Raw genomic sequence first — 11,387 nt, forward strand, 5'->3', positions numbered from 1 at the left:
AAGCAACCAGAGGGGTAATGTCTATGTTCAGTCGCAGCAAATTCGGATTGGTGGCCTACATCGCCTTCGTGCTGCTACCGATCTACTGGCTACTCAATATGTCTCTGAAGACCAATGCGGAGATTCTGGGCGGTTTGAGCCTGTTTCCACAGGACATCACTTTTGACAACTACATCAAGATCTTCACTGATCCCAGCTGGTACATGGGGTATGTAAACTCCATTTACTATGTGTCTCTGAACATGATCATGAGCCTGTTGATCGCGCTGCCGGCGGCCTACGCCTTCAGCCGCTACAAGTTCATCGGCGACAAGCACATGTTCTTCTGGCTGCTTTCCAACCGGATGGCGCCGCCGGCGGTATTCCTGCTGCCTTTCTTCCAGTTGTATTCCTCTGTCGGCCTTTTCGACACCCATCTCGCCGTCGCGTTGGCGCACTGTTTGTTCAACGTGCCGCTGGCTGTGTGGATTCTGGAAGGCTTCATGAGCGGAGTGCCTCGCGAAATCGACGAAACCGCCTATATTGATGGGTACAGTTTTCCGAAATTCTTCATCAAAATCTTCATCCCCATGATCCGTTCCGGCATTGGCGTCACAGCATTCTTCTGCTTCATGTTCTCATGGGTGGAGCTGCTTCTGGCGCGGACGCTGACCTCTGTGGACGCCAAACCCATCGCAGCCGTCATGACGCGGACCGTCTCCGCATCAGGCATCGATTGGGGTGTGCTCGCAGCCGCAGGCGTCCTCACTATAGTTCCTGGCGTATTGGTGATCTGGTTCGTCCGTAACCATGTCGCCAAAGGCTTTGCTTTGGGTCGTGTGTAAGGGGGTTTTGTATGAACTGGATGGCGTGGACTGTACCAACGGCTAGCTTCTTCACCACCATCGTGCTCATTCTGATTGCGATGACGGTTTGGGAGCTGAAGTCACCAAGTATTGAACGTAGAGGTTTTCTGCCGCTTTTGACCACCCGTGGCGACCGTCTCTTTATCGGGTTGCTCGGCAGCGCCTATATCCACCTGGCATTTGTGGGCTTCACCAGCATGGCGGTGTGGATAGCGACGATCATTTCCCTTCTTTGGATGGGAATTGTAATGAGGTGGGGGTAAACCGCCCCCTGCGTCATAGGGATTCAAATGGACTTTGCATGGAAGCCAACCAACTAACAATTAGAGAGGTAGACATGAAAAAAAATAATAAGGTTAAACTGCCCACCGGACCAATGAAGCTACAGCTGGCCAGCTTAGCTGCGGCAGTGGCGATGGTCTCAAGTAGTGCGAGCTGGGCGGACCAGTATAGTGACGCAGCGAAGAAATGGGTGGATAGCGAGTTCACCGCTTCAACGCTGTCGAAAGAAGAACAGATGAAAGAAATGGCGTGGTTCACCGAGGCGGCGAAGCGTTTCCGCGGTATGGAAATCAACGTTGCTTCCGAAACCATCACCACTCACGAGTACGAATCCAAAGTACTTGCGAAAGCATTTTATGAAATCACCGGCATCAAGATTAACCACGACCTGATTCAGGAAGGCGACGTGGTCGAAAAACTGCAGACTCAGATGCAGTCCGGCCGCAACATCTATGATGGTTACATCAACGATTCCGACTTGATCGGCACCCACTTCCGCTACGGAAAAGTTGTCCCTATCTCCGACATGATGGAAGGCGACGGCAAAGACCTGACTCTGCCGACCCTGGACCTGCAGGACTTCATCGGCCTGTCCTTCACCACTGGCCCAGACGGTAAAATCTATCAGCTACCAGACCAGCAGTTCGCCAACTTGTACTGGTTCCGCTATGACTGGTTCCAGCGCGACGACCTCAAGAAAAAGTTCAAGGAAATCTACGGCTATGAGCTGGGGGTTCCCAAGAACTGGTCGGCCTATGAGGACATCGCTGAGTTCTTTACCGACAAGGTCAAAAACATCGACGGTCAGCGCGTTTACGGCCACATGGATTACGGCAAGAAAGACCCCTCCCTGGGCTGGCGTTTCACTGACGCCTGGTTCTCCATGGCGGGCGCGGGCGACAAAGGACTGCCTAACGGACTTCCCGTTGACGAATGGGGCATTCGCGTCGACGGTTGCCGTCCAGTGGGCTCCAGCGTAGAACGCGGCGGCGCCACCAATGGCCCGGCGGCGGTTTACGCCACCACTAAATACGTAGACTGGCTGCGTAAATACGCGCCGCCTGAAGCACAGGGCATGACCTTCTCTGAAGCCGGTCCGGTTCCTGCGCAAGGCAACGTCGCTCAGCAGATCTTCTGGTACACCGCATTTACCGCGGACATGACCAAGCCTGGTCTGCCAGTAGTTAACGCAGACGGCACGCCGAAGTGGCGGATGGCGCCATCTCCCAGAGGACCTTACTGGGAAGACGGCATGAAGCTGGGCTATCAGGACACCGGTTCCTGGACTTTCTTGAAGTCCACTCCGGATGATCGTCGTCTGGCGGCATGGTTGTACGCGCAGTTCACCGTAGCCAAAACCGTTTCTCTGAAGAAAACGCTGGTGGGTCTGACTCCTATCCGCGAGTCCGACATCCTGTCTGAAGACATGACCACTGTGGCGCCGAAACTGGGCGGTCTGATCGAGTTCTATCGCAGCCCGGCCCGTACTCAGTGGACGCCTACCGGCACCAACGTGCCTGACTATCCGAAACTGGCCCAGTTGTGGTGGCAGTTCATCGCGGAGGCCGCCAACGGCGAGAAGACTCCGCAGCAAGCCTTGGACGGTTTGGCGGAAGCACAAGACCGAGTACTACAGCGCCTTGAACGCGCCAATGTACAGGGCGAGTGCGGTCCCAAGCTGAACGAGAAGAAGGACCCGAGCTATTGGCTGAATCAGCCTGGTTCTCCGAAAGCCAAACTGGCTAACGAGAAACCTAAAGGCGAGACCGTCAGCTATGACGCTCTGATCAAGTCCTGGGAGGACGCACGCAAGTAATTGAAACCTGCCCTCAGCGTTTCAATATCCTGGGAGTTTGCCGCTTCTCACTTTGAGAAGCGGCTTTTTTTCGTTCTAAGGGAGGAAATTTCTGAGATATCGATGGCTGTGGCCTGTTTGCGCCATAGCGTCATATAGCGCTCCACCAGACTCTCCGGCGCTTTCTTATCCACCAGCTCACGCAGTCTCTTGTTAAGGAAATCAATCAGTTCCGGATTGTGACAAGGAGATTTTTTCGACACGGTGTAGTAAAGCCCTTCCGAGCTGATAGGGGTCGGCAAATGCTCGATCTCACCTTTGAACCCCCTGACCTCGCCGATAGCGTACCCCTGATACAGCTCATAGATCACATAGTCAGTGCGCCCCAGCAACAGGCGCTCAAACGCAAACTCAATTGAACGGACTTCTTCAATGTTCAATTGGCGCTCAGCAAATTCATCAAATTCTTGGCCAAAGCTGTTGTTGATCAGAGTATCGCCATGGCGATCTTTGAGGTCCAGCCAGCTGTTCATTGGAAAGGCTTTGCCTTTTTTTACAAAAATGACGTTGGGCATAATCATCATGGGCGGCTTGATATAGTCCATATAAGTCTGCCGCTCTTCGGTGATAAAGGCGCCGGTAAGCATATCCACCCGTCCCAGTTGCGCCTCCACCTGGGCCCGGGACCAGGGGCCGACATAACGTGATTCGACTGTGATGTTTTCCGGCTCCAGCGCGATCTCCAGCAACCTTACGGCTACTCCAATAAGCTGATCCGGGTTATCGCGATCCCGCCATAAGAATGGCGGATACTCGGGATTGCCGGTCACATTCAGCGTATCGCACACTCCCACGGAAGCGGCGGAGGCTGAGGTGGCGGACAACAACAGCGCTAACGCCAGACCGGCAAGGCGACGAGGCGTACGGCTATAGCGGTGAAAACGAGGTGGTGCGCCCATAATTCCCCAAATAAAGCCTTGATGATTTAATTAAATAGTAGTCGATAAATCCCATTCCCGCGTCGGACCTGGTTGGCCCCCCCCAAAAGGACTTTTCCACGCTATCGTCGCCTCAGCTACTTATTGATAATCATTTTCATTTGTGTATGATTATTGTTTTTCGTCTTTGATCCCCAAATTAGTCTTGCAGCCCGGCGATCCACTCCATCGCAACAGCGTTTCAGCGCCGGACGCAAAGGGAGGCGTAGTGGAACTTCTTTCTGAATACCTTGATCTCACCATTTTCGGCATCCTGGGCCTGATGAGCTTCACCGTCGTCTGGCTGTCCATCGAACGCTGGCTGTTCATGCGCGCCCTGTCGCTGCCGGATTACCAGAATTTCGATCGACTCACCGTCGACCTGACCAAGCACCTCACCACTATTTCCAGCATCGGCGCCAACGCCCCTTATGTTGGCCTGTTGGGCACCGTCGCCGGCATTCTGCTGACCTTTTATCAGATCGGCCAAAACGGCAATGTGGAAGTGGGCGCCATCATGAGCGGTTTGGCGCTGGCATTGAAAGCCACCGCCCTGGGCCTGCTGGTGGCGATCCCCACCCTGATGATTTACAACGCGCTGACCCGCAAAGTGGAAGTCACACAGGCGCTATGGCGCGCCGACAGAGATACCCGCCAGGGGAGCTAGGCCCACGATGAAAAAGTTTGATCAGATCAACGTCATTCCGTTTATCGACATCATGCTGGTGCTCCTGGCCATCGTGCTGACCACCGCCACCTTCGTGGTGCAGGGTAAAATCCCCATTGAACTGCCCAGTGCGGAAAACGTTTCCAACAAGTCCGCGCCGGAACACGCGGTGAATATCGTTATCGACAAGGAAAATCTTTACTACTACCAGGATGAAGCCGCGTCTCTGGAACAAATGGAAAGTCACCTGAAAGCGCTGGGGAAATCCAGCCCGATCACTCTCAAGGTCGACAGTCAGGCGGATTTCAAAAGCTTTGTAGCGGTCGCCGACCTGCTGCAGAAATATTCACTGACCAATTTCTCCGTACTCGCCAGTCGTAACCAATGAAACGCCATATCATCGGAATCACCGTCGCTCTATGTCTGCACGTATCGCTCGCAGCCTGGCTGATTTCCGGCGTCTCATCGCCAGCGCCGGCTCCCATCGCCGCCGCGCCAGTGTCCCTGGTGCTGTCGCAAATGCGCATCGTCGAGCAACAGGTAGAGGCGAAGCAACCGGAAGCGGAGCCAGCGCCAGAAGTGGAAGAGGTGGTGGAAACCGAACAGCCGGTCATTGAAGAGCCCGAGCCTGAAATCGTAGAGGAAACGCCTAAACCGGTAGAGACGCCTCCCGAGCCCAAGCCGGAGGTGGCCAAGGTGGAAAAGCCGGCAGAACCCAAGAAGCCGGTTAAGAAAAAGCCTGAGCCGAAAAAAGTCGTCGAAAAGGTAAAGACGTCTCAGCCCACCAAAAAAGAGGAAGTCGCCAAAGTCGACCCTGAACCCAACAAGGAAGTGGCGGAAAACCCCGTTCCTTCACCAGACCCGCATACGGATATCTCCACGGCTCCAGCCATTGCGGAGCAGCTGCAGCTAAGCTCAGCGCAGATCGTCAGTATTGAACAGGCCTATATCAATGCGTTGCAACTGGCCCTGGAGAAGAACAAGAGATACCCGCTGAGCGCCAAGCGCCGCCGCCAGGAAGGCACCAGCACGGTGGAGTTCACCATTACAAAAAGCGGCGATATTGCGGAAGTGCGTTTGCGGGACAGCTCCGGTATTTCCCGTCTGGACGAAGCCGCCGTCAAAGCGCTGGTCACCTTGGCCCAGTTCGAGCCTATTCCAGATGAGCTTGAGCGCACCCATTGGAAAATGGCGGTGCCGATTCGGTTTCAGTTGAATTGATTTGGCGTGATAAAAAATAAGGTGGAGCCGGCTATCGCCGTCCACCTTACTTCCATTCTGTCTAAATTAAATACGACCCGACTCAGCGCGCTCAGTCCTCGTCGTATTCCTCAACGCCATCCGACTTGTGAAAGCCCATTGGCGCATAGTGAGATACGTTGCGAATCTCCGCGACGAAGTCATAAGCGTCGCCAGGGAAATAGGAACGCGTGAACTCGATGGGTACGCCATCTTCCAGCAAGCCTAAACGCTCGATATAGAGAACGGCGCTGTCCACAGGAATGTCCAGCAGCTTGGCGCGGGTTTCATCAATGGAGATAGCGCGCAGACGCTGCAACGCTTTAACCGGACGCAATCCCTTTTCCGCCAGCGCTTCATACAGCGACCCGGTGACTTCAAACGGATTGTCCAGAAACTGTCGCGGTATCGTCGCCACTTCCAGCCCCATGGGTTTATCATCCGCCAAACGCAGACGATGGAAACGCACCACTTCACTATCCACCGCCAGTTTCAGCGCCACGCGTTCATCTTCGTGGGGCACGCCAACGGAACGGTCCAGCCAGCGAGAGCCCGGCTTTTTGCCGCGCTCCTGCATGATCTCAGAGAAGCTCTTGAGATAGTTCAGCGGCTGTTCCACGCGCTCGGTCACAAATGTGCCCGCACCCTGGCGCTGGGTCAGCAGGCCTTCTTCCACCAGATCGTCGATGGCGCGCCTCACCGTGACGCGGGAAACTTTCATGGCGGCGGCGATTTCGCGCTCCGCGGGCACCACATCGCCGGCGCGGAGTACGCCAGCGTCCACCGCCTCGCGGATCTTGGTCTGCAATTGCAGATACAACGGCGCGGAGTGCCGCGAGATTTGCTCCGGTATTCCGAAGATTTTCGTAATCAGACTGTCTGGTTTGCTCATAGCGTCTTGACGTAGGTTCTTAGCAGTAGATTTGCTTTTTGAGCTGCGAGAAGACGCTAGCATAGCAGAAACTTGAATAAAGTCAGGTATTTCCACCGGCTGCCTGCCTAATCATGGCAGCCGCCGGCGCATCGGCTTCCGCTGCCGTTAATCGTTTGAAAGCCAGTCCCTGCGCATTGAATACATGAACATTCTGCGGTTGATAGTCAGCGTATATCTCTTCGCCCACTTTCACTTCCGTTTCGCCGTCTCCACGCACGACAACTTCAGATCCATCCGTCAATGTCATGTATATATAACTGACTTCACCCAAATGCTCGACCAGGTTAATTTTTCCTTTTAACCGGCCTTCGCCGTGAAGGCTTTCCTGCAAATGTTCAGGTCTCACGCCGACCGTCACTTCTTCGCCAACAGCAATGGCGCCGCTTTCCACGCGGGCTTCCACTTCAACGCCGTCAGCCAGTTTCACATAAATGGAGCCCTCTGTTTTTACAGAGACTTTCCCTTTCATGAAGTTCATTTTCGGCGAGCCGATGAAGCCGGCGACAAACTGCGTGCGAGGATGACGATACAGCTCCAGAGGCGAACCGCATTGCTCCACCCTGCCCTTGTTCATCACCACGATCTTATCGCCCAGGGTCATGGCCTCGACCTGATCATGGGTGACGTAGATGATGGTTGCGTCCAGGTCTTTGTGCAGCTTGCCGATCTCCACCCGGGTTTGCACCCGCAAGGCGGCGTCCAGGTTGGACAACGGCTCGTCGAACAGAAACACATTAGGATCGCGCACGATAGCGCGCCCTATCGCCACCCGCTGACGTTGACCGCCAGACAATTCCCGGGGCAAACGCTCCAGCAGATGATCGATCTGCAGTATCTTGGCGGCGTGCTCCACTTTTTCCCGCACGAAGTTCTTGTCCTTGCCGGAGATTTTCAGGCCAAAAGCCATGTTCTTGAACACCGACATGTGCGGGTACAGAGCGTAGGACTGGAACACCATGGCGATGCCGCGCTTGGCGGGCGGCTGATGATTCACCACTTTGTTGTCGATCAGCAGTTCGCCGCCGCTAATGTCCTCTAAACCGGCGATCAGGCGCAGCAATGTGGATTTACCGCATCCGGACGCGCCTACCAACACCACGAACTCGCCGTGCTTGATGTCCAGATCTATGCCGTGCAGGACATTGACCTGGCCGTAACTCTTCTTAATCTGTTTAAGTTGTACGTCAGCCATTACTCACCTCTTGTCCGACATAGCCCCGCCGGTGCGCCGGAACGCAGGCCACGAATATAGATTACGCCGCTCATTTCACCGCTCCCGCCGTCAGGCCGCGAATCAATTGGCGTGAAAAAACCAGATACAGCACCAGTACCGGCGCAATCGCCAGCGTCAGAGAGGACAACACCGCATTCCAGTCCGTCACGAACTGACCGATAAACTGCTGCACACCCAATGTAATGGTCTGCGTGCTTTCGCCGGGAGCCAGTATCAGCGGGAACCACAAATCGTTCCAGATAGGAATCATGGTGAACACCGCCACTGTCGCCATCGCCGGACGAATCAAGGGCAGCACGATCTGGAAGAAGATTTTGTATTCGCTGACATTATCGCAGCGGGCCGCCTCTTTCAGTTCTTTCGGAATGGTGCGTATGAATTCCGACAGGATATACACCGCCAGCGGCAGCCCTTGCGCGATGTACACCAAGACAAGGGAGGTGCGGGTGTTCACCAGATCCAAGTCCACCATCAGCTGCAGGATGCTCACCGTGCCCAGACGAATTGGAATCATGATGCCCATGGCGAATAGCGCCGCGATAAACAGCGCGCCGCGAAAACGGTACTCCGTCAACGCCCAGGCCGCCATGGCGCCGAACAACAACACGAAGAACAGCGACAACACTGTCACGATCAGGCTGTTGAAGAAAAACACATCGAACGAGGAGCGCGCCAGCACTTCCTCAAAACCGACCAGCGTGAAGCTACTCGCGTCCGGCAACCCGAGCGGGTCGTTAAAGATCGCCTTACGGGTTTTGAATGAGTTGATCAGAATCACCAGAATCGGGAACAAAGCGATGACGGTGTAGGTCAGCAACACTGCGTGCACCATCAACTTTTTACCGAGATCCGGCTTTAACGTCAGTTTATTCATACCGCTCCAAGGCATAGTCAGCGTCATCTTGTTTAGCATAGTTCGCCTCCCCGTTACAGTTGGAAGCGCTGGATGCGCCGTTGTACGAAGAACAGGTAAATCGCCACGCCGATAAGGATGATCAGGAACATCAGCGTCGCCACCGCCGCGCCCATGGTGGGGCTACCCTGCTGCAGCTGGAAGCCGAAGAAGGTGCGGTAGAACAAGGTGCCCATGATGTCCGTGGAGAAATTGGGGCCCGCCAGCGCGCCTTTCACTGCGTAGATCAGTTCAAAGGCGTTGAAGTTGGCGACGAAGGTCAGGATCGACACCATGCTGATGGTGGGCAGCAACAAAGGCAGTTTGATATTCCAGAAGATTTGCCAGCTATTGGCGCCGTCCACCACGCCGGCGTCATTGAGATCCTCAGGAATATTCAGCAGTGCGGCGTAAATCAGCATCATGGGAATGCCGACGAACTGCCACACGGAAATTAACGACAGCGTCACTAACGCCGTGCCTTCTTTCCCAAGCCAGGCGTCGAAATAATCGCCCAGCCCGATGTTGTACATGAAGTCTTCGGAAATCCCCCAAAGCGGGCTCAGCAATAACTGCCACACGAAGCCGACAATCACCACCGACAACATGGTCGGCATGAACAGCAGAGTGCGATAGGTTCCACTCAGGCGCAGCCGCGGCGAGCTCAATAGCAGAGCCAGCAGCAGACCAATAGGGTTCTGCAGCAGCATGTGGATAACGAAGAACATTAAATTGTTTTTCAGGGCGTTCCAGAAAGGCTCCGACCAGACCTCGCTAAACAGGAGGTTGGCGTAATTCTGCATACCGACAAAAAAGGTGGCGCCGCTTTCGTCTTCACTAAAAAAGCCCAGTCTTAGCGTATCCAGCAACGGGTATACGCTGACAGTCAGATAAATCAGCAGTCCGGGTCCCAGAAAGACCAGGATGTGCCATGGAAAAGGTTTGCGTATATCAGAGTGAGTCATAATAGCTACACCAAGCCGGTGAGAGACGGAAAGCCCGCCCCGGTTTGCCTTTGCACAGGCGATAATGCGTCTGCGGCTGTGTTTATTATGCGCCCGGCGCTCCTTATATACGGAGCGCCGGGGCGGGATCTTCACTAACGGAAGATTACATGTGCGGCTGATACCAGGTTTTCAGGCCTTTTTCGACTTCTTCCGCCGCCGCTTTGGGCGCCATGGAGCCGTTCAGCACTTGCACGGTCACGTTCCAAAGCTGGTTTTCCATATTGGGCGTGCCGCGAGACAGAATCTGGTAAGAGTTGCGAATGGTCTGTTCGCACTGTCCGCGCCAGCTCAGGAATTCGCTCGCCACAGGATCTTTGATGGAAATCTTGTGGTTGCCCAGCGGGAAGAAACCTGGCAGCTGGTTAGCATAAAGCTCTGCGAACTCCGGACCCGCCATCCAGGATAGGAAAATACGGGCTTCCTTCTTGTTGGCGGATCCTGCGTTCAGGCCCATGCCGATATCAGTGTGATCGCTGATGTAGCAGGTTTTCTGGCCATCTGGAGTTGGCGGAGGAAAGGCGCCGAATTCAAAGTCGGCCTGCTCGTTGAAGGTGGTGATATCCCAGGAGCCGGCGGGATAGATTGCGCCGCGCCCCAGAGTGAACAGGTTCTGCGAATCCGCATATTTCTGCGCCTGATAGCCCCGGCCCAGGAAAGGTTTCCATTTCGCCAGATGCTCCCAGACTTTCACGTACTCAGGGTCGGTCAGCTTCTCTTTGCCGTCGATCAGGGCCTTGCGTCCTTCTTCCCCTTTCCAGTAGTTGGGACCGACATTCTGGAAGCCCATGGTGGCGGCTTCCCACTGGTCAGCAGTGCCCATTACCAGCGGTGTATAGCGGGATTCATCCTTGATCTTCTCCAGCACCTTGAAGAAATCGGACTCCGTCTTGGGTACGGACAAACCAAGTTCTTTGAAAATTTCCTTATTGTAGATATAACCGTGAATGACCGAGGCCATTGGCAGACAGAATACATCTTTACCGTCGTCAGTGGACCATGCGGTTTTGGCGACTTCAGGGAAGTTATTCATGCCTTCAAGATCGTTCAACTTCTCCAGATTGCCCTTCTGATAAAGAGCCAGGGACACGTCAAACGGACGGCAGGTTATCAGATCGCCAGCCGTGCCCGCCTGAAGCTTAGCCTGTAGAGCCGAGTTGTAATCTGCGGGAGGTGTAGGGGTAAAAGTGACTTTGATATCGGGGTGACTTTTGTTGAAGGCGGGAATGATAACGTCGTTCCAGACTTTGGCGTCGTCGTTGCGCCAGCTTTCGATGACCAGCTTGTCGCCGGCTTCTGCAGTTAATGTCGTCAGGGCGAAAACGCCCAACCCGATCTTCGCCGCATGGCGAAACGCACCCTTTATTGTTAAAAAGCTCATCGCTTGTTTCTCCCATAGAGGTTGTTAGTGATTCAACAGCTCGTACTCAATACCGGAGAATAATTGGTATTTTTATTTGACAATACCAATATAAACCCATTGCAAAGTGGTAATCAAGCCTTCCTAGCGCTGAAATT

At 54.4% G+C, this 11,387-nt stretch carries 12 protein-coding genes; 6 read left to right on the forward strand and 6 right to left on the reverse strand.

The annotated features are described in order from the left end of the window. Positions 1–23 precede the first annotated feature (23 nt). The 3 genes from KP814_RS10110 to KP814_RS10120 all read left to right on the forward strand — a co-directional run bounded on the left by KP814_RS10110 (position 24) and on the right by KP814_RS10120 (position 2,943). Positions 24–824 (forward strand): carbohydrate ABC transporter permease, encoded by an 801-nt coding sequence (locus tag KP814_RS10110; RefSeq protein WP_305858151.1) that lies wholly within the window; start codon positions 24–26, stop codon positions 822–824. An 11-nt stretch (positions 825–835) separates the two neighbouring features. After that, entirely contained in the window at positions 836–1,108 is a 273-nt protein-coding gene (locus KP814_RS10115; RefSeq protein WP_041599056.1) for a DUF2160 domain-containing protein, read from the forward strand. Positions 1,109–1,182: 74 nt separating this feature from the next. Beyond that, the gene (locus KP814_RS10120; RefSeq protein WP_216736665.1) at positions 1,183–2,943 is read left to right on the forward strand and encodes an ABC transporter substrate-binding protein; all 1,761 of its coding nucleotides are present in this window, start codon (positions 1,183–1,185) and stop codon (positions 2,941–2,943) included. Positions 2,944–2,990: 47 nt separating this feature from the next. Here the strand turns inward: KP814_RS10120 and KP814_RS10125 are convergent, their stop codons facing one another. Beyond that, positions 2,991–3,881, reverse strand: coding sequence for an ABC transporter substrate-binding protein (locus KP814_RS10125; RefSeq protein ID WP_216736666.1), 891 nt, complete (start codon positions 3,879–3,881; stop codon positions 2,991–2,993). 247 nt (positions 3,882–4,128) lie between these two features. On the opposite strand from KP814_RS10125, the gene exbB reads away from it, so the two are divergent. From exbB to KP814_RS10140, 3 genes are read left to right on the forward strand one after another with little or no spacing between them, the layout of a single operon-like run. After that, positions 4,129–4,566, forward strand: a complete 438-nt coding sequence (gene exbB, locus KP814_RS10130) for a TonB-system energizer ExbB (RefSeq protein WP_216736667.1) — start codon at positions 4,129–4,131, stop codon at positions 4,564–4,566. A gap of 7 nt (positions 4,567–4,573) precedes the next feature. Continuing rightward, on the forward strand, positions 4,574–4,954 hold the full coding sequence (exbD, locus tag KP814_RS10135) for a TonB system transport protein ExbD (protein WP_216736668.1): 381 nt from the start codon (positions 4,574–4,576) through the stop codon (positions 4,952–4,954). Next, positions 4,951–5,787 carry an energy transducer TonB gene (locus tag KP814_RS10140; protein ID WP_216736669.1) on the forward strand — a complete coding sequence of 279 codons (837 nt, stop codon included), beginning with the start codon at positions 4,951–4,953 and terminating at the stop codon, positions 5,785–5,787. The genes exbD and KP814_RS10140 overlap by 4 nt, the downstream gene beginning before the upstream one ends. A gap of 91 nt (positions 5,788–5,878) precedes the next feature. Here KP814_RS10140 and KP814_RS10145 read toward each other — a convergent pair whose 3' ends face one another. From KP814_RS10145 to KP814_RS10165, 5 genes are all read right to left on the reverse strand, one after another. Further along, on the reverse strand, positions 5,879–6,697 hold the full coding sequence (locus KP814_RS10145) for a GntR family transcriptional regulator (protein WP_216736670.1): 819 nt from the start codon (positions 6,695–6,697) through the stop codon (positions 5,879–5,881). Positions 6,698–6,779: 82 nt separating this feature from the next. Then, the gene (locus tag KP814_RS10150) at positions 6,780–7,931 is read right to left on the reverse strand and encodes an ABC transporter ATP-binding protein (RefSeq protein ID WP_216736671.1); all 1,152 of its coding nucleotides are present in this window, start codon (positions 7,929–7,931) and stop codon (positions 6,780–6,782) included. A 70-nt stretch (positions 7,932–8,001) separates the two neighbouring features. After that, on the reverse strand, positions 8,002–8,886 hold the full coding sequence (locus tag KP814_RS10155; protein WP_253938288.1) for a carbohydrate ABC transporter permease: 885 nt from the start codon (positions 8,884–8,886) through the stop codon (positions 8,002–8,004). A gap of 14 nt (positions 8,887–8,900) precedes the next feature. Continuing rightward, positions 8,901–9,830 (reverse strand): carbohydrate ABC transporter permease, encoded by a 930-nt coding sequence (locus tag KP814_RS10160; protein ID WP_216736672.1) that lies wholly within the window; start codon positions 9,828–9,830, stop codon positions 8,901–8,903. Between the two features lie 145 nt (positions 9,831–9,975). Continuing rightward, a complete protein-coding gene (locus KP814_RS10165) occupies positions 9,976–11,250 on the reverse strand; it encodes an ABC transporter substrate-binding protein (protein ID WP_216736673.1) in 1,275 nt (424 codons plus the stop codon). Positions 11,251–11,387 lie beyond the last annotated feature (137 nt).

Source organism: Hahella sp. HN01 (assembly GCF_018986435.1).
Lineage (GTDB): Bacteria > Pseudomonadota > Gammaproteobacteria > Pseudomonadales > Oleiphilaceae > Hahella.